Origin of the sequence: Streptomyces sp. NPDC006516 (genome assembly GCF_040611875.1) — a bacterium.
Taxonomy (GTDB): domain Bacteria; phylum Actinomycetota; class Actinomycetes; order Streptomycetales; family Streptomycetaceae; genus Streptomyces.
In genome coordinates this window covers 190,190-210,834 of sequence record NZ_JBEXPD010000004.1, presented here as the reverse complement: position 1 = coordinate 210,834, position 20,645 = coordinate 190,190, and the positions used below count along the sequence as shown (strand labels likewise).

The window sequence follows — 20,645 nt, the reverse complement described above, 5'->3', positions numbered from 1 at the left end:
AGCGCACCTGGCAGCACCCTGTGACCGACCTGTCGCCCAGGTGGGAGACGCCACCCACTACGCTCGTCGTGTGGAGCTCAAGAACATCCCGGACCCAGGTTTCTCAGACGACGACGGCACCGCCGCCCCCGAGCTGACGGCCGCCCTCGCGGCGTGGGCGGGGGACCGTACGGCCGTCGGCCCGGTCCTGACGGCGCTCCGCGACGCCCGGCTGCTCGTCCCGGTCGTCGCCGTCCTCGGCGAGGTCGAGGAGGACGAGAACGGCCTGCGCCGGGAGAAGACCAGCGACATGGCCGTGCCGACGCTTCAGGCCGGTGACCGGCGTGCGCTGCCCGCCTTCACCTCCACCGCCTCGCTGGCCCGCTGGGACCCGCAGGCGCGGCCCGTCGCCGTACCCCTGCACCAGGCGCTGCAGGCCGCCGCGCACGAGAAGGCGGACACCGTGGTGCTCGACCTCGCGGGGCCCGTCGCCTTCGAGCTCACCGGGCCGGCGCTGCGGGCCCTGGCGGAGAACCGCGTCAGCGCGGACCCGCTCGACGACCCCGCCGTCGTCGCCGCCGTACGGGAGGCGGTCGCCGCCGAGCCCGCCGTGCTCCGCGCGCACCTCGGCCCGGGGCCGGCCGACGGCACCCTGGCCCTGGTCCTCGCCGAGGGCGCGGTGGTCGCCGAGGCCGCCCGCCGGGTCGCCGAAGCGCTGTCGGCCAGCGAGGTGCTCCGGGCCCGCCTGGTGCGCGGCATCGATCTCGCGCTGCTGCCCGCCGGAGCCGAGGCCCCGGGCGAGCCGCTGTTCAGCCGCTGACGCAGACGAGCCCGCCGCCTGTGACCAGGCGGCGGGCTCGTGTGCGTCAGCCGTGGCTTCTAGCCGTAGACCGGGCCCGTGTACTTCTCTCCCGGGCCGTGGCCGGGCTCGTCCGGGACGAGCGAGGCCTCGCGGAAGGCGAGCTGGAGCGACTTCAAACCGTCGCGCAGCGGGGAGGCGTGGAAGGTGCTGATCTCCGTGGCGCTCGCGTCGAGCAGTCCGGCCAGGGCCTGGACCAGCTTGCGCGCCTCGTCCAGGTCCTTGTGCTGCTCGCCCTCCTCGGTCAGACCGAGCTTCACGGCTGCCGCGCTCATCAGGTTGACGGCGACGGTCACGATCACCTCGACCGCGGGGACCTCCGCGATGTCGCGGGCCATGTCGTCGAAGCCGGGGTTCTCGGTGCTGGGAGTGGTCGCGTCGCTCATGCCCCACACGATAAGGCCAGGCCGCGCACGCCTCTCCCGCGGGAGCGCCCCGGGACACGGGATTAGCGCACGCGTCGGCGGGCTGCTAACCTTGTGTAACGACCGGCCGGACACCTATGTGCTCGGCCCGCAAGTGGAGGCTCCGATCTCCCACCTGACCGTCCTCCGGGACGGCGGGTCACCGGTCAGGTGGCAGCCATCGTTCCGTACGGACGATGGGGCCGCCCGATGCGCCCCGCGGTTGCACGCGGCGGTGTTCCGGTATTTCCAGGAGCCCCGCCTGTGTCCCGTCCGGGGCATTTCTGCTTTCCCGGCTCGGTTGGTCATACATAAGACGTTACGCGGCTGTCCGCCAGGCGGTCGCGTGGTGCTACCGAGGAGGATCCATCAGCGCCGAGCCCCGCATCAACGACCGGATTCGCGTTCCCGAGGTGCGACTTGTCGGTCCCAGCGGCGAGCAGGTCGGGATTGTTCCGCTTGCCAAGGCCCTGGAGCTCGCACAGGAGTACGACCTCGACCTGGTCGAGGTGGCGGCGACAGCCCGTCCCCCCGTGTGCAAGCTCATGGACTACGGGAAGTTCAAGTACGAGTCGGCCATGAAGGCCCGTGAGGCGCGCAAGAACCAGGCGCACACGGTCATCAAGGAAATGAAGCTCCGGCCGAAGATCGACCCGCACGACTACGACACCAAGAAGGGTCACGTCGTCCGGTTCCTCAAGCAGGGGGACAAGGTCAAGATCACGATCATGTTCCGTGGCCGTGAGCAGTCCCGCCCCGAGCTGGGCTTCCGACTGCTCCAGCGTCTCGCTTCGGATGTCGAGGACCTCGGCTTCATCGAGTCCAACCCGAAGCAGGACGGCCGGAACATGATCATGGTTCTGGGCCCGCACAAGAAGAAGACCGAAGCCATGGCCGAGGCCCGCGAGGCCCAGGCCGCCCGTAAGGCGGAGCGTCAGGGACCGACCCCCGACGCCGAGTCCGAGGGTGACACCGCTGAGGCTCCGGCCGCAGCGGCCGAGGCTCCGGCCGACACACCTTCCGAGGCGTGACCTCCGGGGGCAGCCATCCAGGCGCCCCCGGGTCCCTCGGGAACCACCCAAAGATCTGACGCCCCTGCAGTCCGGTGCCCGCACCGTGAGGGGCGCCACTGACGAGGAGATAACGGCGCGATGCCGAAGAACAAGACGCACAGCGGTGCCAGCAAGCGCTTCAAGATCACCGGCTCCGGCAAGGTGCTGCGCGAGAAGGCGGGCAAGCGCCACCTGCTCGAGCACAAGTCGTCCAAGAAGACCCGCTCGCTGACCGGCACGGTCGTCGTGGCTCCGGCCGACGCCAAGAAGATCAAGAAGCTTCTCGGCAAGTGAGGCGCGGCCTCCGGTGAACCCGGAGGCGCCCTCGATCCGACCGGGACCTATTCGTTTCCGGGCCAGGTGAGGTCTGACTTCCGACCACCCGGCCCCGCTGCAAGGAGTTAAAAGTGGCACGCGTCAAGCGGGCAGTAAACGCCCACAAGAAGCGCCGGGCGATCCTCGAGGCCGCCAGCGGTTACCGCGGTCAGCGTTCGCGCCTGTACCGCAAGGCCAAGGAGCAGGTCACCCACTCCCTGGTCTACAACTACAACGACCGCAAGAAGCGCAAGGGCGACTTCCGTCAGCTCTGGATCCAGCGCATCAACGCGGCCGCTCGCCAGAACGGCATGACGTACAACCGCCTCATCCAGGGTCTGAAGGCCGCCAACATCGAGGTGGACCGCAAGATCCTGGCCGAGCTCGCGGTCAACGACGCCAACGCGTTCGCCGCCCTGGTCGAGGTCGCTCAGAAGGCCCTCCCGAGCGACGTCAACGCCCCGAAGGCCGCCTGATCCAGGCAGCACTTCCAAGCGTCCCAGCGCTTTGAGCCGGACCCGCAGGCGCATGCCGTCTGCGGGTCCGGTGCGTTGCACCACGTGTCGCGTACGTAGTCAGCCGTACGCAGAGAAACGTACGCAGAGAAGCTGACTTACGCAGAGAGGCTCGCCGCCGACCATGGGCACCCCCGAACTGATCTCCGCGCGATCGCCGCGAGTCGCCGCCGCACGCCGGCTGGCCAGACGCAACTTCCGCGGCAAGGAGCGCAGGTTCATCGCCGAGGGGCCGCAGGCCGTACGCGAGGCCGCCGCCCACCGGGGCCGGGACGGCGAGCCCACCCTGGTCGAACTCTTCGCCACCGTCGAGGCCGCCGAGCGGTACACCGCCATCATCGACGCCGCCCGTGCCGCCGGAGCCCGCGTCCACCTCGCGGACAGCGACGTGCTGGCCGACGTCTCGCAGACCGTCACCCCCCAGGGGCTCATCGGCGTCTGCCGCTTCCTGGACTCCCCGTTCGGGGACATCCTCGCGGCGAAGCCCACCCTGGTCGCCGTCCTCGCCCACGTACGCGACCCCGGGAACGCGGGGACCGTGCTGCGCTGCGCGGACGCCGCCGGCGCGGACGCGGTGGTGCTCACCGACGCCTCGGTGGACCTCTACAACCCCAAGTCGGTCCGGGCGTCCGTCGGCTCGCTCTTCCATCTGCCGGTGGCCGTCGGCGTACCCGTCGAGCAGGCCGTGCGGGGGCTGCGTGACGCCGGGGTGCGCATCCTGGCGGCCGACGGCGCGGGCGAGGACGACCTCGACGACGAACTCGACGCGGGCACCATGGGCGGGCCCACCGCCTGGGTCTTCGGCAACGAGGCGTGGGGCCTGCCCGAGGAGACCCGCGCCCTGGCCGACGCGGTGGTCCGGGTCCCGATCCACGGCAAGGCAGAGAGCCTCAACCTCGCGACCGCCGCCGCCGTGTGCCTCTACGCCTCCGCGCGGGCGCAGCGCCCCCGCCGTACCGGCTGATCCCCCGAGGGCGCCTCGCCGATCGATACGGGCCACACCCTGGCGGTGGCCGCCCACAGGGTGTCGCCCGGCCGCCGGCGCCTAGTAGGGTGACGGACTCGGGGGCCCACTGCACCGGTTCGAGAGGTGGGGTACGGGAAGATGGCTGTCGGCACGAGCAGGCCGCGAGAGGCACGCACGGCCGCCGCGCGCGCCCTCTCCGACGGGGCCGGCGCGAGCCGGGCCACCGGTGACCCCGGCACGGGCATCGACCCCGACGACCTGCCCGACGGCCTCGTCGTCGCCGACGAGAACGGCACGGTCATCTGCTTCAACCGGGCCGCCGCCCGGATCACCGCCACCCCCGGGGCCGCCGCCCTCGGCAGCTCCCTGGAGCAGGCGCTGCCGCTGGAGGACCTGAAGGGCCGGCGCTGGTGGGAGCTGACCGACCCGTACGGCGGACTCGCCACCCGGGTCGGCCAGCCCGAGCGGAATCTGCTGCTTCCCGGCGGCCGTGAGGTCCTGGTCTCCGCCCGTTACGTGAGGGAGACCCCGACCGGACCGGTCAGCCGGCTCGTCGTCTCGCTGCGCGGCACCGAGGCCCGCCGCCGCACCGAGCTCAGCCACGCCGAGCTGATCGCGACCGTCGCCCACGAACTGCGCTCGCCGCTCACCTCGGTCAAGGGCTTCACCGCCACCCTGCTGGCCAAGTGGGAGCGGTTCACCGACGACCAGAAGCGGCTGATGCTGGAGACCGTCGACGCCGACGCCAACCGCGTCACCCGGCTCATCGCCGAGCTGCTCGACATCTCCCGCATCGACTCCGGCAGGCTGGAGCTGCGACGCCAGCCCGTGGACGTGTCCGCCGCCGTCGAGCGCCACATCCAGGCCCTCATGGCGACCGGCCTGGCTCCGGAGCGCTTCCTGGTGCACACCCGGCAGCCGCTGCCCGCGCTCTGGGCCGATCCGGACAAGGTGGACCAGGTCCTCGGCAACCTCCTGGAAAACGCGGTGCGCCACGGCGAAGGAACCGTCACCATCGAGATCGCCCCTGCGCCCGCACCGGGCAAGAGCGACGAGAGCGGAACGGCGGTCACCGTGAGCGACGAGGGTCCCGGCATCCCCGAGGAGTCGATGGCCCGCGTCTTCACCCGCTTCTGGCGGGGGAGCAAACGCGGCGGAACCGGCCTGGGCCTCTACATCGTCAAGGGCATCGTCGAGGCGCACGGCGGCACCATCACCGTCGCCCGGGCGCCCGGCGGGGGCGCCGAGTTCCGATTTATCCTGCCCGTGAGCGCGCCGGCCTACCTGGCCTGAGCGGCCCACGGGCTCCTTCGTCCTCCGGTGGCCCGTAGACTCGACTTTTGGCACCTTTGCGTCCTCAGTCGTCGAACCAGGGTCGCCACCAGCCAATCGGAAGCACGGGAAGAGATGTCGGCACCGAACAAGTCGTACGACCCAGTCGAGGTCGAGGCACTGAAACCGGAAGAGATCGAGCGCATGCGGGACGAGGCGTTCGCCGCCTTCGCCGCCGCGGGCGACCTCGACGCGCTCGCCCAGGCGAAGACCGCGCACACCGGTGGTACCTCGCCCCTGTCGCTCGCCAACCGGGAGATCGGCGCGCTGCCGCCGCAGGCCAAGGCCGAGGCGGGCAAGCGTGTGGGCCAGGCCCGCGGCGCGGTCTCCAAGGCGCTGGCCGCCCGCCAGGCGGAGCTGGAGGCCGAGCGTGACGCCCGCGTGCTGGTCGAGGAGGCGGTGGATGTCACGCTGCCCTACGACCGCACCCCGGCCGGTGCGCGCCACCCCCTGACGACCATCATGGAGCGCGTCGCCGACGTCTTCGTGGCCATGGGCTACGAGATCGCCGAGGGCCCCGAGGTCGAGGCGGAGTGGTTCAACTTCGACGCCCTGAACTTCGTGCCCGACCACCCGGCGCGGCAGATGCAGGACACCTTCTTCGTCCAGGGCGCCGACGGTGCCAGGAACGACGAGTCCGGTGTCGTGCTGCGTACGCACACCTCGCCGGTCCAGGCCCGCTCGCTGCTCAGCCGCAAGCCTCCCGTCTACGTGGTCTGCCCCGGCCGGGTCTACCGCACCGACGAGCTCGACGCCACGCACACCCCGGTCTTCCACCAGATCGAGCTGCTCGCCGTCGACGAGGGGCTCACCATGGCCGACCTCAAGGGCACCCTCGACCACATGGTCCAGGCGCTCTTCGGCGCGGACATGAAGACCCGGCTGCGGCCGAACTTCTTCCCGTTCACCGAGCCGTCCGCCGAGATGGACATGGTCTGCTACGTCTGTCGCGGCGAGTCCGTCGGCAACCCGGACCGCCCCTGCCGCACCTGCGGCAGCGAGGGCTGGATCGAGCTCGGCGGCTGCGGCATGGTCAACCCCAAGGTGCTCGTCGCCTGCGGTGTGGACCCCGAGAAGTACAGCGGATTCGCCTTCGGGTTCGGCATCGAGCGGATGCTGATGTTCCGCCACAACGTAGAGGACATGCGAGACATGGTCGAGGGTGACGTCCGGTTCACCCGGCCGTTCGGGATGGAGATCTGATGCGCGTCCCGCTTTCCTGGCTGCGGGAGTACGTCGACCTGCCGGCGACGGAGTCCGGCCGTGACGTACAGGCCAAGCTCGTGTCCGTCGGCCTCGAGGTCGAGACCGTCGAGCAGACCGGCGCCGGCCTCAAGGGCCCTCTCGTCGTCGGTCAGGTCCTGACCATCGAGGAGCTGGAGGGCTTCAAGAAGCCCATCCGCTTCTGCACCGTCGACGTCGGCACCGCCAACGGCACCGGCGAGCCGCAGGAGATCGTCTGCGGCGCCCGTAACTTCTCCGTCGGCGACAAGGTCGTCGTGGTCCTCCCCGGCGCCGTCCTGCCCGGTGACTTCGCGATCGCCGCCCGCAAGACGTACGGCAAGACCTCGCACGGCATGATCTGCTCCACCGACGAGCTCGGCATGGGCGACGACGGCACGCACGGCATCATCGTGCTGCCGCCGGAGTACGAGCCCGGCACCGACGCGATCGAGCTCCTGGAGCTCGTCGACGAGGTCCTCGACATCGCCGTCACCCCGGACCGCGGCTACTGCCTCTCGATGCGCGGTGTCGCCCGCGAGACCGCCATCGCGTACGGGCTGCCGCTGCGCGATCCGGCGCTCCTGGACGTGCCCCCGCCCAACGCGCACGGCTACCCGGTGAAGGTGTCCGACCCGATCGGATGCGGCAACTTCACCGCGCGTACGGTCACCGGCCTGCAGCCCGAGGCGCGCTCCCCGATCTGGATGCAGCGCAGGCTGCAGAAGGCCGGGATGCGTACGGTCTCGCTCGCCGTCGACATCACCAACTACGTGATGCTGGAGCTCGGCCAGCCGCTGCACGCCTACGACCGGACCCGCGTCCAGGGCCCCATCGGTGTGCGCCGCGCGGAGCAGGGCGAGAAGCTCACCACGCTCGACGGCGCCAAGCGCGTCCTGGACGCCCAGGACCTGGTCATCACCGACGACCGCGGGCCGATCGGCCTCGCGGGCGTCATGGGCGGCGCCGACACCGAGATCGCCGACCACGCCGAGGACACCGGGACCACCGAGGTCGTCATCGAGGCCGCGCACTTCGACGCGATCGCCATCGCCCGGACCGCGCGCCGCCACAAGCTGAGCTCCGAGGCGTCCAAGCGCTTCGAGCGCGGTGTCGACCCGAAGGCCGCCGCCGCTGCCGCGCAGCGCACCGTCGACCTGCTGGTCCTCCTCGCGGGCGGCACGGCCGAGGCCGGCGTCACGGAGATCACCGCTCCCTCCGCACCCCGCACCATCGCGATGCCGGCGAACCACCCGGACCGGGTCGCCGGAGTCGCGTACGGCCGCGAGACCGTCGTACGCCGCCTCCAGCAGGTCGGCTGCGACGTCTACGGGCAGGACGAGCTGATCGTCACGGTGCCGTCCTGGCGCCCCGACCTCGCCGAGCCGAACGACCTGGCCGAGGAGGTCATCCGGCTGGAGGGGTACGAGAACCTCCCCTCCACCCTGCCGACCCCGCCGTCCGGGCGCGGGCTCACCGACCGCCAGCGGCTGCACCGCCGCGTCGGCCGGGCGCTCGCGGGCGCCGGTTACGTCGAGGCCCTCAGCTACCCGTTCATCGGCGAGGCCGTCCTCGACCAGCTCGGCCTGGAGAAGGACGACGCCCGGCGCCGTACGGTCACCCTCGTCAACCCGCTCTCCGACGAGGAGCCCGCGCTGCGCACCACACTGCTGCCGGGCCTGCTCGGCGCGCTGCGGCGCAACGACGGCCGTGGCAGCCACGACCTGGCGCTCTTCGAGACCGGCCTGGTCTTCAGGCCGACCGGCGAGGAGACCAAGGCCGTACGGCTGCCCGTCGACCGCCGTCCCACCGACGAGGAGATCGCCGGGCTGGACGCGGCGCTCCCGCGTCAGCCGCGCCGTGCCGCCGTCGTCCTCGCGGGCGCCCGCGAGCAGGCCGGATGGTGGGGCAAGGGCCGCCCCGCGAACTGGGCGGACTCCGTCGAGGCGGCGCGCAGCATCGCCCGTGAGGCGGGCGTCGAGCTGACGGTCCGTGCCGACCGGCACGCGCCGTGGCACCCCGGCCGCTGCGCCGCGCTGTACGTCACGGTCGACGGCGAGGAGACCCTCTTCGGACACGCGGGCGAACTGCACCCGCGCGTCGTCAAGGAGCTCCACCTGCCCGAGCGGACCTGCGCCATGGAGGTCGAACTCGACGTTCTGGAGCGGGCCGTGGACGGCGCGCTCCAGGCGCCCAGGATCTCCACCTTCCCGGTGGCGACCCAGGACGTCGCGCTCGTCGTGGACGCCGGCGTGCCCGCCGACGAGGTGGAGAAGGCCCTGCGCGAAGGCGCCGGCGGTCTGCTCGAATCGCTGCGGCTGTTCGACGTCTTCACCGGCGAGCAGATCGGTGAGGGCAAGAAGTCCCTGGCGTACGCGCTGCGGTTCCGTGCGGCGGACCGCACGCTGACCGTCGAGGAGGCATCGGCGGCCCGCGACAGCGCGGTCGCCCTGGCCGCCGGGCGCACCGGTGCGGTGCTGCGCGGCGCGTAGTCCGCGAGGACGGTGAGAAGGGGCGTATCCGGCCACCGGATACGCCCCTTCTGTTCCCGCCGGACGGCCTGGGGACCGCAGACGGTCCCTCTGCCATCGGGGCAGTGGGCCGTGCGATCCGGCGCCGCCCGCCCTGCCACGGAGTGTCGGGCAGGCCGGCAGGACGAACGGCGCGGGTGCGGGTCGTCGGACTGTTACGAGGGGGAGCCGACGACCCGGCCGCCTCTTGCGAGGCACTTATTCAACCGAGCGGGGCCCCGGCCCGGCAGAGCGCACAGCAGGACGGTTCGGGCATTCCGTTCACACCCCGTGTGAATCGTGCTCCACTAGGCTCATTGCGACGCGCACATGGGGGGGCAATGGAGCCCAACATCCTGCTCGAATCCCTGATCGACGAGGCGGGGGTGTCCCGGGCGGGGCTGGCCGGACACGTCAACCAGGCCGGCCGGGCCCGCGGGCTGTGCCTGCGGTACGAACACACGGCGGTCTCCCGCTGGCTCAAGGGCCAGCGCCCGCGCGGACAGGTGCCCGATCTGATCTGCGAGGTCCTCGGCGCCCGGCTGTGCCGGGCGGTCACGCTCGACGACATCGGCATGGGGATCGCCGGGGCGCACACCGCCCAGCGGGGCGCGGACCTCTCCGGCTTCGTCGAGCACGCGACCGCCCTGTGGCGCTCCGACGACCAGCAGCGCCTGCACCTCGCCTCCGCGCCCGCCGTGACGGGAACCGGCGCGGTGGTGCCGGTCTGGGAGTGGGAGAACCCTCCCGAGGACGCGGACGTCTCCCGGCCCGGGCCGTCCCGCGTGAGCGCGGCGGACATAACGATGCTCCGGGCGGCCCGAGCGCACTACGAGCAGATGTACCGAAAAGCGGGCGGCGTCGCGACGAGGTCGCGCATCGTCGGTTTCCTCAACGCCGAGACCGCACCGCTGCTGCGGGGCGGGTACAGCGACGCCATGGGCCGCCGGCTCCATCGCGCGACCGCAGGGCTGGTCGCCGTCGCGGGCATCTGCGCCTACGACTCCGACGCCCACGGCCTCGCCCAGCGTTACTTCCACCAGGCCCTGCGCCTGGCCAAGGCCAGTGGGGACCGGGGCCTCGGCGGTTACGTGATTGCGCTGCTCGTGAACCAGTCGCTCCACCTGGCCGAATTCCGCAGGTCCGTCGCCTTCGCCGAGGCGGCGCTGCGGGCCGCGGGCCCGCACATCACACCCGCGCTGGCCACGGACCTCCACGCGATGCAGGCCAAGGCCTACGCCGAGCTCGGCGACCCGCGCAGCGCTCTGGAGTGCATCCACCGTGCCGAGGCCGAGGCCGACCGCATCCACGTCCTCCACGAGCCGGACGAGACGGGATACGTGCAGCCCGGCCTCGTCAACGTCCAGGTGGCGGAGGCGCTGCTGAGCCTCGGGGACCTCGCCGGGGCGCGGGAGCACGCCACAGCGGCCGTACGCTCCCCGGCGCACGACCGCGGCACGGTGCACCGGCTCGGCCTGCTGACCCGTCTCCAGCTGCTCCAGGGAGAGGCGGACAAGGCGGCCCGCACCGCCTCGGAGATGGCGGAACGCGCACGGGGCATGGAGTCCCGACGGCTGCGGGACAGGCTGCGCTCCGTACGGGAGTCGCTGGCCGCGAGCGGCTGCGAGGACGCGCGGGCGGCGGCCGGACTCATCGACGGGGCGCTGCGCGTGCCTCTGTGAGCCTCGGCCCGGGGGCCTCGCCGCGTTCCGCTTCGCGGCTGTCCCTGCTCCGATGTTGCCATCAACCAGTCGGAAGGTGGCATCACCGTGCAGTGGACGAACTTAAACGAACAAACTGTGTATGAGAACCGCTGGTTCCGCGTCAACCTGGCGGATGTCGTTCTCCCCGACGGACGGCATCTGGACCACTACCTCATCCGGCTCCGCGCGGTCGCGGCGGCGACGGTGGTCAACGAGGCCAACGAGGTCCTGCTCCTGTGGCGGCACCGGTTCATCACCGAGAGCTGGGGCTGGGAGCTCGCAGCGGGGGTGGTCGAGGACGGCGAGGACGTCGCCGAGGCGGCTGCCCGGGAGATGGAGGAGGAGACCGGCTGGCGCCCCGGCGAACTGCGCCCCCTGATGACCTGTGAGCCCGCCAACGGGCTCATCGACGCGCGGCACCACTTCTTCTGGTCGCGCGAGGCGGCGTACACGGGACATCCGGCGGACGACTTCGAGTCCACGCGCAGGGAGTGGGTCCCGCTCAAACTCGTGCCGGACATGGTCGCGCGCGGTGAGATCCCGGCGGCCAACATGGCGGCCGCTCTGCTGATGCTCCATCACATGCGGCTGGGGTGACCCTCGTCGAGGGCCGGCCGGAGCATCCCGGCCGGCGCTCGTGCGAGGAGCCGGTCCCGGCTCGTCGGCCGGACCTCGGGCAAGGAGTGGTCCGGGCATAGAATCGTTCGATAGTCGCAGGTCGGAGATGGTTAGACGATGTTCATCCGAGCTGGCGGACAGTCAAGTGCGACAGGTGCGAGGGGGAGGGCTCCGTGGGGATCCACATACGCCGGGCCGGGGAGTACATCAGGCCTGCGGGCCGCATCCTGCTGGACGACTACGGCCGCGCGGAAGGGGAGTACTACGCCTCCGGGGCGTACTACCTTCAGGAGTCGCTGAGCAGATTCGACGCCGGCCAGAAGGTCGAGGCCGAGCTCGTGCCCGAGCCGTGCAACCCCTGGGACGCGCGGGCGGTGGCCTACGACGTGGAGGGGGAGAGAGCCGCCTACCTCCCCGCCACCGCCGCGAAGATGTGGCACGACGTCGTGCGGGGCTGGAACGCCGCCGGCTTCGCCGTGTACGTCGCGGCGGAGGTGAACCGCTGGGAGAGCGACGGCGAGGTCCGGTTCGGCCTCACCGTGCCCAAGTGGGACTGGCAGACGCTTCTGGCGATGGCGGAGGCGGCCGGCCTGAGGAAGGCCTCGCAAGCCGCCATGGAAGGGCTGACGGAGGAGCAGCGACTCCTCATGAGGGAGGACGGCGGCTACACCCCGCACGAGACCACCCTGAAGGCGCTGTGGAGGAAGCGCGAACAGCACCCCGCATGCGCGTGGGGCGGGAAGCGCGACGGCGATCTGAGCGAGCGGATGCCGTTCTGGTACGGCTACTTCGTACGCGAGCAGATGCGCGAGGAGGAGGAGCGACTCCGCTTCGCCCGGTCCGTGAAGTCGGCCCTGACCCGTGGGTTCAAGGACGAGATCAGGCGGCGGAAGGAACGGGAGCGCGAGCGGGAGCGTCTGCTGCGCGGAGCGCAGGTGGAGCACGCGCTCCGGCTGCATGGCGAGGGCCGGCGCAATCAGGACATCGCCGCGGAGCTGGGCCTGACACCCAAGCAGGTCGAGAGTCTCCTCCACCGTGCCCGCAAGGCGGCGGGAATCACGCTCCAGCGCAACGAGGACCTGCGGAAGGAGCGATACGGTGCGGCGGCGGAGGCCCTCCGGCACAAGAGGTCGGGCATGGCCAGGGCGCAGATCGCGCGAGCGATGGGCCGATCGGTCGATTCGGTGAAGGAACTGCTGCAGGACGCGGTCTTCTACGAAGCCCCCGACGATCATCCGGAGCGGCTGGAGCTGGCACGGCACTGCACCGAACTCCGCGGCGCCGGTCTGCTGAAGGAGCAGGTCCTGGAGAAGCTGGGTGTCACCAGGGCGAAGGGGCTCAGAGCCTTCCGGGACGCGTCCTTCCTCGAATCCCGTGGCGTGGCACAGGGCGAGGCGGCCCCCTCCGGACTCTGACGCGACGGGGTCACGACGTGGGCCACGGCCCACGTCGCGACCGCCTCTGTGCACGACAGGGCGCTCCGCCTCGAAGGTCACGCAGCCCCTGGCGCTGCCGAAGCCGCCGCGCAACCGACGAAAGACCCGCCGAAATCGGGGGCGGCCACCACCACGGGGTGGTGGCCGCCCCCGACCGACGGCGCTCACCGGGCGCTCTGCCAGGAGCCGCCGCCCGCCACGGGTTCGTCAGGAGAAGTCGGTGATGACCACGCGTGCGGTCGTGCCGTCCTTGAGCGCCTCGTAGCCGGCGTCGATGTCACGCAGGCTGATCTCCTTGGACACGAGGTCGTCGAGGTTCATGCGGCCCTGGAGGTACATCGAGGCGTAGAAGGGGATGTCGCGCTTCGGGTGGGAGGACCCCATGTAGACGCCCTGGACCTTCTGAGAGCCGCTGAGCGCGGCCAGGCTGCTGACGTCGATGCCCGCCTCCATGTTGCCCACGCCGATCAGGTAGAGGCCGCCGCCTTTGCCCAGCATCTGATAGCCCTGCTCGGTGACCGGTCGTACGCCGACGAAGTCGAAGACGTGGTCGGCTCCCTTCCCGGCGATGTCGCGGACGGCCGCGACGGGGTCGCTGTTGCGGGAGTTGACGACGTGGGTGGCGCCGAACGCCTTGGCGCGCTCCAGCTTCCCGTCCTCGATGTCGGTCACGATGATCTTCTCGGCACCGGCCAGCCGGGCACCGCTGACCGCGTTCATGCCGACGCCGCCTGCCCCGATGACCACCACGGTCTCGCCCTGCTGCACGCCCGCGCTGTTCAGGACCGCGCCTGCTCCGGTGAGGACGCCGCAGCCGATGAGGGCCGCGGGGGCCCAGGGCATGTCCTCGGGTATGACGCCGAGCTGGTTCTCGTGGATCAGCGCCTCCTCGGCGAAGCCGCCCAGCGCGGCCTCCTGGAGCGAGATCCGCAGATGGTGCAGGACGGGGAGGGTCCGCCCGGCTGGAGCGGGGACGCCTATGGCCGGTTCATCTCCCACGGGGCGGCGGGCGTGGTCGAGGCGTGGCTCTCCCTGCCCGCGCCCCGGAACGAACGACTGCTCGTGACGGCCCTCGTCCGGCACCTCGCCTCCCGAGCCGCCGGACCCGAGCACGCGTGACGCAGCGACTGCCTGCCACCTCCCAGGAGACCGAGGCGGGCTTGGCGATCAGCGCCGCGGATCGGCCGGTGGGGACTGGGCGTAGGGCGGAGTGAGCGAAGCGCTGAGCACCTCGTCGCCGACGGCGAAGCCGCACGCCGGTGGCCTTCCCGGCGCGGAGCTGGTGCACCCCTTCGGCCCGGAGTGGGACGTCCACAAGGTACGCGGCGGGGTCTTCCGGCGCCGGCCGCCCCGCACCAGGCGAGGGGCGCCGGGCAGGTCTCCGGAACGCAGCCCCAGCCGCATCCCTTTGCCACCGGTTCGTCAGTCCGCGTGTCGGGCGCGGTGCGGGGGCCGGGCATCAGGGACGCGCCACGGCGGCGAGGTCGAGGTGGCGGTTCGTCACGTCCCCGATGGCAGCCCCCGGTGGGCCCGGCGACGTGAGCGCCGGACCCACCGGTAGGACGGTCAGTCGTACGGGTAGAAGCCCGAGCCCGTCTTGCGGCCGAGCCGGCCCGCGTCCACCATGCGCTGGAGCAGCGGGGGAGCGGCGTACAGCGGCTCCTTGTACTCCGCGTACATCGAGTCGGCGACCGAGGCCACGGTGTCCAGGCCGATCAGGTCGGCCAGCTTGAGCGGTCCCATCGGGTGGGCGCAGCCCATCTCCATGCCGTTGTCGATGTCCTCGCGGCTGGCGATGCCCGACTCGAACATCCGGATCGCCGAGAGCAGATACGGGATCAGCAGGGCGTTGACGACGAATCCGGACCGGTCCTGGGCGCGGATGGCGTGCTTGTCCAGCACGTCGTGCACGACGGCTTCGGCACGCTTTATCGTCTCGTCGGACGTCGTGAGTGCGGGAATCAGCTCCACGAGCCGCTGCACCGGGGCCGGGTTGAAGAAGTGGATGCCGATGACCTGGTCCGGCCGGGAGGTCGCCACGGCGAGCTTCACCAGCGGGATGGACGAGGTGTTCGAGGCGAGGATCGCGTCGGGCCGGGTCACCACCTGGTCGAGCACCTGGAAGATCTCGGTCTTGACCTGTTCGTTCTCGACGACGGCCTCGATCACGAGATCGCGGTCGGCGAACTCGCCGAGGTCGGTGGTGAAGCTGAGGCGGCCGAGGGCCTCGTCGCGCTCCTCCTCGGTGATCTTGCCGCGTTCGGCGGCCTTCGAGAGGGAGTTGTGCAGCCGGGTACGCCCTATCTCCAGGGCCTCGCCGGTGGTCTCCGCGACCTTGACCTCGAGGCCGCTGCGGGCACACACCTCCGCGATGCCTGCGCCCATCTGGCCACAGCCCACCACTCCGACGCGTGCAATGTCGGCCATAGAGTCCGTCACCTCGTGCCTTTCGCTGATCTTCGTGCGGCAGTTCCCGTTAGATTCCGGTGCCCGCCTCGACCCCACGACGTTACTCCGCGATCCGGCCCCGGCGAGCTGCGGGTCGTGCGGTCAGGGGCCGGGCATGATCTGCGTCACGCACTGCCGGAGTGGCTCACGGGTACAACGGAACGAAAGGTGTGCACATGCGTGGTTTGGGCCGGAGGTCTTTTGTGCTGGGCGCGGCGGGAACGGTCGCCGCGCTGACGACCGCAGGCGACGCCGTGGCGGCGCGCCGGCCGGGTGGACCCCACCGGGGCCGCAGAGCCGGCCAGGGCGAGATGCGCGGCGTGTGGATCGCCACCGTCGCCAACATCGACTGGCCCTCGGCGCCCGGCCTGGGCGCCGCCGCCCAGGAGGCCGAGCTGATCGCCCATCTGGACCGTGCCGTGGAACTGCGGCTGAACGCCGTCGTCCTCCAGGCCCGGCCGACCGCCGACGCCCTGTGGCCCTCCTCGTACGAACCGTGGGCCCAGTGCCTGACCGGTGTGCAGGGCAAGGACCCGGGCTGGGACCCGCTGGGGACGGCGGTCCGCGAGGCGCACGCACGCGGTCTGGAACTGCACGCGTGGTTCAACCCGTACCGCGTCGCCAACCACACGGACCCGTCTCGGCTCGTCGCCTCCCACCCCGCCCGGCTGCACCCTGACTGGGTCCTGCCGTACGGAGGGAAGCTCTACTACAACCCGGGCGTGCCCGAGGTCAGGACGTTCGTCCAGGACGCCATGCTCGACGCGGTGAGCCGTTACGCCGTCGACGCGGTGCACTGGGACGACTACTTCTACCCCTACCCGGTGGCAGGCCAGGTCTTCGCCGACGACGGGACCTACGAGCAGTACGGTGGGGACTTCGCGGACAAGGCCGCCTGGCGCCGCGACAACATCGACCGGCTGGTGCGTGAGACGGCCGAACGGATCAAGGAGGTGCGGAGCGGCGTCCGCTTCGGGATCAGCCCCTTCGCGGTCTGGCGCAACGCCAAGACCGATCCGCTGGGCTCCGACACCGCCGCCGGTGTGCAGACGTACGACGATCTGTACGCCGACACCCGTAAGTGGGTGAAGGAGGGCTGGATCGACTACATCTGCCCGCAGATCTACTGGAACATCGGCTTCACCGCCGCGGACTACGCGAAGCTGCTGCCGTGGTGGGCCGAGACCGTGAAGGGCACCGGCGTCGGGTTGTACGTGGGGGAAGCGCTCCACAAGGCCGGCGACCCAGCCCAGCCCGCGGCCTGGCAGGACCCGGCCGAACTCTCCCGCCACCTCGACCTCGCCGCAGGGCATCCGGAGGTGGGCGGTCACGTCTACTTCTCCGCGCGGCACGTGAAGAGCGACCCCATCGGGGCCATGGCCCGGGTGGTGGCCGACCACTATCAGCAGCGGGCCCGCACCCCGCGCTGATCCCGACCGCAGCGCCCGGGCGGCCGGGGGCGCGTGCGCCGGGGACCACTCGTGCCCCCGGCGCACGCGCGCTCTACCGGTCCTGGTCCTCGGGGACGGTGTGCTGGACGACGCTGTCGGGGCCCGGGGACCTGATCGACTCGTGGCCGTCCTCGAAGCGCAGGCGATACGGGGGACCGCCCCGGTCGCCGAGCACTTCGATGATCTCTGCGACCCTGTCGTGCTGCCCCACGGTCCTGCCGTGTGTCAGCAGCCGGTCGCCCGCGTGTGCCTCCATCGGGAGTGACCTCCTCACGGGTGGCGGTCCATGTCGACAAGTCTATGACCGGATGCCCTCACCGTCCTTCGTGCGGCTGCTCCCCGCACGCTGGGTGACAGCGATGCAGACCAGGACGGCCACCGCCGCCACCGGCGCGGCGGCGGACATCTCCTCGCCGAGGGCCAGGAACGACCAGACCAGGGTGAGCAGCGGCTGCGCCAGCTGGAGCTGGCTCGCCCGGGGTACGCCGATCTCCGCCATGCCGCGGTACCAGACGTACAGCCCGAGGAAGGTGGACCCGGCGGCCACCCAGACCAGCCCGATCACGCCGTGGGTTGTCAGATGTACGGGCTCGAAGGGCAGTACCACGGCGGCTCCGGCCACAGCGAGCGGCAGGGCGAGTACGAGGGCCCAGCCGATCACCTGCCAGCCCGGCATCACCCTCGCCAGCCTGCCGCCCTCGGTGTAGCCCGCCGCGCAGACCAGCAGCGCCCCGAACAGATACAGATCGCCGGAGGAGAGCGCCCCGCCACTCTGCTGGACCGTGAAGACGATCACCACCGCCGCCCCGGCCAGCGCGGCGATCCAGAAGGCGCGGGGAGGGCGCGCACCGGTGCGCAGAGCGGAGAACAGGGCGGTCGTCAGAGGCAGCAGCCCCACCACCACGGCGGCGTGCGAACTCGTGGAGGTCTGGAGCGCCAGCGAGGTCAGCAGCGGGAACCCCACCACCACGCCGCCCGCGACGACCGCGAGGCCCGCCCAGTGGTGCCGCGCGGGCACCGGGACCCGGCCGGCGAGCAGGGCGCCTCCCGCGATCAGCGCGGCGAGGACGCTGCGCAGCGCGACCAGGGACCAGGGGCCGAAGCTCTCCAGGCCCCACACCGTCGAGGGGAAGGTCAGCGAGAAGGCGAGGACGCCGAGCCCGGCGAGCAGTACGCCGCCTCCGGGGCCGCGGCGCACCACGGGCGGGACGGCGGGGACCGCTATCGCGGTCCGGCTGGTAGCACTATCGTGTGCTGTCATGCAAGAGCGTAGCAGTGTGGCCGAACTGGCAACTTCCCTGCGGGGCGAGCTCGACCGCTACTCTCCGGGTGGGAAGCTGCCGTCCAGTCGGAGTCTCGTCGAGCGCTATCGGGTCAGCCCGGTCACCGTCTCCCGGGCCATCGCGCAGCTCGCCGCCGAAGGGCTGGTCGTCACCCGCCCGGGCTCCGGGGCCTTCCGGGCCGAGGCGCACGCGCCGCTCCCCGAGGCCGGGGACACCTCCTGGCAGGAGGTGTCGCTCAGCAGCGACGGCGGACCCGAGGTCGTGCCGCGCACCGTCGACGCGTCGGGCGTCCTCGTCACCCTCGCCGCGCCTCCGTCGGGCGTCATCGAGTTCAACGGCGGCTATCTCCACCCCAGCCTCCAGCCCGAGCGGGCCCTGGCCGCCGCTCTGGCGCGGGCGGGCCGCCGGCCGGGCGCGTGGGGCCGGCCTCCCACCTGCGGTCTCGCCGAACTGCGCGCCTGGTTCGCTCGCGAGATCGGCGGCACCCTCACGGGCCCCGACGTCCTGGTCACGGCGGGCGGGCAGAGCGCCCTGGCCACCGCGTTGCGTGCGCTGGCCCCGCCCGGTGCTCCCGTGCTCGTCGAGTCGCCCACCTACCCGGGCATGCTGGCGGCCGCCCGCGCCACCGGCCTGCGGCCCGTACCCGTACCGATGGACGCGGACGGGGTGCGCCCCGACCTGCTGGAGGAGGCCTTCCGGGCCACCGGGGCCAAGGTCTTCGTCTGCCAGCCGCTCTTCCACAACCCCACGGGCGTGATCCTCGCCCCCGAGCGGCGCGAACGTGTCGTGCGGGCCGCCCGGAAGGCCGGCGCCTTCCTCGTCGAGGACGACTTCGCCCGCCATCTCGCGCACCACGACGCCGGGCTCCTGCCCGAGCCGCTGGCCGCCCACGACCCGGACGGCGTCGTGATCCACGTACGCTCCCTCACCAAGGTCACGTCACCCAGCCTCCGTGTCGGGGCCCTCGCCGCCCGGGGGCCTGTCAGGGAGCGGCTGCGCGCCATCCAGGTCGTCGACAGTTTCTTCGTACCGCGACCACTCCAGGAGGCCGCGCTCGAACTCGTGGGCGCCCCGTCCTGGGACCGGCATCTGCGTGCCGTGGCAGCGGAGTTGGGCAGCCGCCGCACCGCCGTGACGGCGGCCGTGCGCACCCGGCTTCCCGAACTCACCCTGACGCACGTGCCGTCGGGCGGCGGCAGCGTCTGGCTGCGGCTCCCCGGCCCCGGAGCCGACGAGCCCGCCCTGGTCTCCGCCGCCCTGCGGGCCGGTGTCGCCGTGGCACCGGGCAGCCCGTACCACTGCGCCGAACCCCCGGCAGGACACATCAGGCTGAGCTTCGCGGGCCTCTCGGGACCCGCCGAGATCGCGGAGGGGGTACGCAGGCTGCGCGCCGCCTGCGACGAGCTGCCGGCTTCCGGGCGATAGCCTCGCGCCCATGACCCACATCGACACTGCCAGGCAGCGGTACGAGATCTCCTCCGACCCGGCGCGCCTCGACCCCGCCCGCATCCACCACTGGCTCTCCACGGACGCCTACTGGGCGCTGGGCCGCACCCGCGAGCACCAGGACCGCGCGATGGCGGGCTCGCTCAACTTCGGTGCCTACGACCTCACGTCGGGCGAGCAGAAGGCCTACCTCCGGGTGGTGACGGACCACGCCACGTTCGCCTGGCTGTGTGACGTGTACGTCGACCGCGACGCCCGCGGCCACGGCCTGGGGACCCGGATCGTCACCACCGCCCGGGACCACCTGGCCTCCCTCGGCGTGCGCCGGCTGGTCCTCGCGACCCAGGATGCCCACGGCGTCTACGCCAAGATAGGGTTCGCCCCGCTCGCCGAACCGGACCTGTGGATGGACCTCCAGTTGCAGTGACCCTAGGGCGCCCGTACGCCGCCCGGTCGCCCTCTTGACCGGCGCGGCGTTCAGCTCCACGATCGCGCCCATGAGTGTTCGCGTCTCACTGGTCGCCGCAGCACGCAGCTCCGCCCTGCTCGCCGAACGCTTCGACGACGACCGGCCGCTCGACGCCACGGGCTGGCACGAGGTGAGGCTCGCCGCGCACTCCCTGATCCCGATGGCCGCCGCCGAGCTGCGCTACTGCTCGCCCACACCCCGCAGCCGTGCCACCGGCGACGCCCTCGGCTTCGCGCCGCTGGTCCAGCCCGCGTTGCGTGACTGCGACATGGGCCGGTGGCGGGGGCTGACCCTTGCCGACGTGGCCGCCCACGAACCGGCCGGGATCGACGCCTGGCTCGCCGATCCGCGCTCGGCCCCGCACGGCGGCGAGTCGCTGCTCGGCTTCATATCCCGCATAGGCGGCTGGCTGGACACCCGGCCGGTGCGCGAGGGCTGGATCGTCGCCGTCGCCGAGCCCGCCGTCGTCCGCGCCGCTCTCGTGTACGCGCTGAAGGCCCCGCCGTCCACGTACTGGAACGTCGACGTGCGCCCGCTGTCCACCGTGACACTCACCGGACTGCCCGGCCGCTGGAGCCTCAGCCTCGGCATTCCGCCGGGCTGACGTGCCGCCCCCGGCGGAAGGAAACAGGGCCTG

Annotated in this window: 20 protein-coding genes; 15 read left to right on the top strand and 5 right to left on the bottom strand. The window is 71.9% G+C overall.

Annotated elements, in window-relative coordinates; translation table 11 throughout:
* The first annotated feature begins 70 nt into the window (after positions 1 to 70).
* A complete protein-coding gene (locus ABZY45_RS15325; protein ID WP_356740036.1) occupies positions 71 to 799 on the top strand; it encodes an SseB family protein in 729 nt (242 codons plus the stop codon).
* 59 nt (positions 800 to 858) lie between these two features.
* Here ABZY45_RS15325 and ABZY45_RS15320 read toward each other — a convergent pair whose 3' ends face one another.
* Positions 859 to 1,224, bottom strand: a complete 366-nt coding sequence (locus ABZY45_RS15320) for a DUF1844 domain-containing protein (RefSeq protein ID WP_014157243.1) — start codon at positions 1,222 to 1,224, stop codon at positions 859 to 861.
* Positions 1,225 to 1,553: 329 nt separating this feature from the next.
* Here ABZY45_RS15320 and infC point away from each other — a divergent pair, with 329 nt between their 5' ends.
* The 10 genes from infC to ABZY45_RS15270 all read left to right on the top strand — a co-directional run bounded on the left by infC (position 1,554) and on the right by ABZY45_RS15270 (position 12,890).
* On the top strand, positions 1,554 to 2,273 hold the full coding sequence (infC, locus tag ABZY45_RS15315; RefSeq protein WP_356740435.1) for a translation initiation factor IF-3: 720 nt from the start codon (positions 1,554 to 1,556) through the stop codon (positions 2,271 to 2,273).
* Between the two features lie 120 nt (positions 2,274 to 2,393).
* Positions 2,394 to 2,588 carry a 50S ribosomal protein L35 gene (gene rpmI, locus ABZY45_RS15310; RefSeq protein WP_030918579.1) on the top strand — a complete coding sequence of 65 codons (195 nt, stop codon included), beginning with the start codon at positions 2,394 to 2,396 and terminating at the stop codon, positions 2,586 to 2,588.
* Positions 2,589 to 2,701: 113 nt separating this feature from the next.
* Positions 2,702 to 3,085, top strand: coding sequence for a 50S ribosomal protein L20 (gene rplT / locus ABZY45_RS15305; protein WP_003970214.1), 384 nt, complete (start codon positions 2,702 to 2,704; stop codon positions 3,083 to 3,085).
* A gap of 163 nt (positions 3,086 to 3,248) precedes the next feature.
* Positions 3,249 to 4,088 carry an RNA methyltransferase gene (locus ABZY45_RS15300; RefSeq protein ID WP_356740034.1) on the top strand — a complete coding sequence of 280 codons (840 nt, stop codon included), beginning with the start codon at positions 3,249 to 3,251 and terminating at the stop codon, positions 4,086 to 4,088.
* A 141-nt stretch (positions 4,089 to 4,229) separates the two neighbouring features.
* Complete coding sequence (locus ABZY45_RS15295; RefSeq protein ID WP_356740032.1) at positions 4,230 to 5,384, top strand: ATP-binding protein; 1,155 nt, start codon at positions 4,230 to 4,232, stop codon at positions 5,382 to 5,384.
* 114 nt (positions 5,385 to 5,498) lie between these two features.
* Positions 5,499 to 6,626 (top strand): phenylalanine--tRNA ligase subunit alpha, encoded by a 1,128-nt coding sequence (gene pheS / locus ABZY45_RS15290; RefSeq protein WP_356740030.1) that lies wholly within the window; start codon positions 5,499 to 5,501, stop codon positions 6,624 to 6,626.
* The gene (gene pheT / locus ABZY45_RS15285) at positions 6,626 to 9,136 is read left to right on the top strand and encodes a phenylalanine--tRNA ligase subunit beta (protein ID WP_356740028.1); all 2,511 of its coding nucleotides are present in this window, start codon (positions 6,626 to 6,628) and stop codon (positions 9,134 to 9,136) included. Before pheS ends, pheT begins: the two co-directional genes overlap by 1 nt.
* Before the next feature lie 359 nt (positions 9,137 to 9,495).
* Positions 9,496 to 10,836, top strand: coding sequence for a transcriptional regulator (locus ABZY45_RS15280; protein WP_356740026.1), 1,341 nt, complete (start codon positions 9,496 to 9,498; stop codon positions 10,834 to 10,836).
* 87 nt (positions 10,837 to 10,923) lie between these two features.
* Positions 10,924 to 11,454 (top strand): NUDIX domain-containing protein, encoded by a 531-nt coding sequence (locus ABZY45_RS15275; protein WP_356740024.1) that lies wholly within the window; start codon positions 10,924 to 10,926, stop codon positions 11,452 to 11,454.
* Positions 11,455 to 11,648: 194 nt separating this feature from the next.
* A complete protein-coding gene (locus ABZY45_RS15270) occupies positions 11,649 to 12,890 on the top strand; it encodes a sigma factor-like helix-turn-helix DNA-binding protein (protein WP_356740022.1) in 1,242 nt (413 codons plus the stop codon).
* A gap of 228 nt (positions 12,891 to 13,118) precedes the next feature.
* Here ABZY45_RS15270 and ABZY45_RS15265 read toward each other — a convergent pair whose 3' ends face one another.
* The gene (locus tag ABZY45_RS15265) at positions 13,119 to 13,994 is read right to left on the bottom strand and encodes a zinc-binding dehydrogenase (protein WP_356740020.1); all 876 of its coding nucleotides are present in this window, start codon (positions 13,992 to 13,994) and stop codon (positions 13,119 to 13,121) included.
* Between the two features lie 483 nt (positions 13,995 to 14,477).
* The gene (locus ABZY45_RS15260) at positions 14,478 to 15,338 is read right to left on the bottom strand and encodes a 3-hydroxybutyryl-CoA dehydrogenase (protein WP_356740018.1); all 861 of its coding nucleotides are present in this window, start codon (positions 15,336 to 15,338) and stop codon (positions 14,478 to 14,480) included.
* A 197-nt stretch (positions 15,339 to 15,535) separates the two neighbouring features.
* Here ABZY45_RS15260 and ABZY45_RS15255 point away from each other — a divergent pair, with 197 nt between their 5' ends.
* On the top strand, positions 15,536 to 16,789 hold the full coding sequence (locus ABZY45_RS15255) for a family 10 glycosylhydrolase (RefSeq protein WP_356740016.1): 1,254 nt from the start codon (positions 15,536 to 15,538) through the stop codon (positions 16,787 to 16,789).
* A 73-nt stretch (positions 16,790 to 16,862) separates the two neighbouring features.
* Here ABZY45_RS15255 and ABZY45_RS15250 read toward each other — a convergent pair whose 3' ends face one another.
* Positions 16,863 to 17,066, bottom strand: a complete 204-nt coding sequence (locus tag ABZY45_RS15250) for a DUF1918 domain-containing protein (RefSeq protein WP_356740014.1) — start codon at positions 17,064 to 17,066, stop codon at positions 16,863 to 16,865.
* A gap of 42 nt (positions 17,067 to 17,108) precedes the next feature.
* A complete protein-coding gene (locus ABZY45_RS15245; RefSeq protein WP_356740012.1) occupies positions 17,109 to 18,071 on the bottom strand; it encodes a DMT family transporter in 963 nt (320 codons plus the stop codon).
* Here ABZY45_RS15245 and ABZY45_RS15240 point away from each other — a divergent pair.
* The 3 genes from ABZY45_RS15240 (at position 18,070) to ABZY45_RS15230 (ending at position 20,612) form a co-directional block, all read left to right on the top strand.
* The gene (locus ABZY45_RS15240) at positions 18,070 to 19,518 is read left to right on the top strand and encodes a PLP-dependent aminotransferase family protein (protein WP_356740010.1); all 1,449 of its coding nucleotides are present in this window, start codon (positions 18,070 to 18,072) and stop codon (positions 19,516 to 19,518) included. The genes ABZY45_RS15245 and ABZY45_RS15240 overlap by 2 nt on opposite strands.
* A 10-nt stretch (positions 19,519 to 19,528) precedes the next feature.
* Entirely contained in the window at positions 19,529 to 19,966 is a 438-nt protein-coding gene (locus tag ABZY45_RS15235; protein ID WP_356740008.1) for a GNAT family N-acetyltransferase, read from the top strand.
* Positions 19,967 to 20,036: 70 nt separating this feature from the next.
* Positions 20,037 to 20,612 (top strand): histidine phosphatase family protein, encoded by a 576-nt coding sequence (locus ABZY45_RS15230; RefSeq protein WP_356740006.1) that lies wholly within the window; start codon positions 20,037 to 20,039, stop codon positions 20,610 to 20,612.
* Positions 20,613 to 20,645 lie beyond the last annotated feature (33 nt).

Excerpts from the sequence above, each read along its gene's own strand:
- ABZY45_RS15320 (WP_014157243.1), bottom strand. The coding sequence starts at position 1,224 with ATGAGCGACGCGACCACTCCCAGCACCGAGAACCCCGGCTTCGACGAC.
- rpmI (WP_030918579.1), top strand. The coding sequence starts at position 2,394 with ATGCCGAAGAACAAGACGCACAGCGGTGCCAGCAAGCGCTTCAAGATC.
- ABZY45_RS15300 (WP_356740034.1), top strand. The coding sequence starts at position 3,249 with ATGGGCACCCCCGAACTGATCTCCGCGCGATCGCCGCGAGTCGCCGCC.
- ABZY45_RS15295 (WP_356740032.1), top strand. The coding sequence starts at position 4,230 with ATGGCTGTCGGCACGAGCAGGCCGCGAGAGGCACGCACGGCCGCCGCG.
- pheS (WP_356740030.1), top strand. The coding sequence starts at position 5,499 with ATGTCGGCACCGAACAAGTCGTACGACCCAGTCGAGGTCGAGGCACTG.
- pheT (WP_356740028.1), top strand. The coding sequence starts at position 6,626 with ATGCGCGTCCCGCTTTCCTGGCTGCGGGAGTACGTCGACCTGCCGGCG.
- ABZY45_RS15280 (WP_356740026.1), top strand. The coding sequence starts at position 9,496 with ATGGAGCCCAACATCCTGCTCGAATCCCTGATCGACGAGGCGGGGGTG.
- ABZY45_RS15260 (WP_356740018.1), bottom strand. The coding sequence starts at position 15,338 with ATGGCCGACATTGCACGCGTCGGAGTGGTGGGCTGTGGCCAGATGGGC.
- ABZY45_RS15255 (WP_356740016.1), top strand. The coding sequence starts at position 15,536 with ATGCGTGGTTTGGGCCGGAGGTCTTTTGTGCTGGGCGCGGCGGGAACG.
- ABZY45_RS15250 (WP_356740014.1), bottom strand. The coding sequence starts at position 17,066 with ATGGAGGCACACGCGGGCGACCGGCTGCTGACACACGGCAGGACCGTG.
- ABZY45_RS15240 (WP_356740010.1), top strand. The coding sequence starts at position 18,070 with ATGCAAGAGCGTAGCAGTGTGGCCGAACTGGCAACTTCCCTGCGGGGC.
- ABZY45_RS15245 (WP_356740012.1), bottom strand. The coding sequence starts at position 18,071 with ATGACAGCACACGATAGTGCTACCAGCCGGACCGCGATAGCGGTCCCC.
- ABZY45_RS15235 (WP_356740008.1), top strand. The coding sequence starts at position 19,529 with ATGACCCACATCGACACTGCCAGGCAGCGGTACGAGATCTCCTCCGAC.
- ABZY45_RS15230 (WP_356740006.1), top strand. The coding sequence starts at position 20,037 with ATGAGTGTTCGCGTCTCACTGGTCGCCGCAGCACGCAGCTCCGCCCTG.